The sequence below is a fragment of the Corallococcus sp. AB049A genome, assembly GCF_003668885.1.
Taxonomy (GTDB): Bacteria; Myxococcota; Myxococcia; order Myxococcales; family Myxococcaceae; genus Corallococcus; species Corallococcus interemptor.
Genome location: NZ_RAWL01001429.1, coordinates 1 through 391 on the forward strand (window position 1 = coordinate 1; position 391 = coordinate 391).

1 protein-coding gene is annotated in these 391 nt (G+C 69.8%); it reads right to left on the reverse strand.

Translation table 11 applies throughout. From position 1 onward, the window contains the following. The coding region (locus D7X55_RS47375; RefSeq protein ID WP_147470562.1) for a ParA family protein at positions 1-391 on the reverse strand (391 nt) is incomplete at both ends.

Below are 391 nucleotides of genomic sequence, written 5' to 3' on the forward strand. Positions count from 1 at the left end.
CATCCTCGCCGAGGATCCAGTTCAAGGCGCGCCGGTAGGCAGCCAGGCCACGCCCCGGGTAGTCTTCGCCGACGCTCGGCAGGGTCAGCCCGGCGGCGTTGCTGATGCGGGTGTCGATCGGAATCGCATCTTCCCAGACGCGGCTGCCATGGCGGTCCTGCATGGTGCGCAGCGACTCGTTGCCGGCGCGGGTGCGGCGGTCGAACAGGGTTGGCAGGATCGAGATCGGCAGCGGCCGGCGGCGCGAACGCTCGACCATCTCGCCGGTGCGGACCATGCCATCCAGGCCGTGCAGGGCCAGTGGCTCGGCCTGGGTCGGAATGATGAGACGGTCCGCTGCGGCCAGTGCGTTGATCATCAGCAGGCCGAGCGTCGGTGCGCAGTCCAGCAG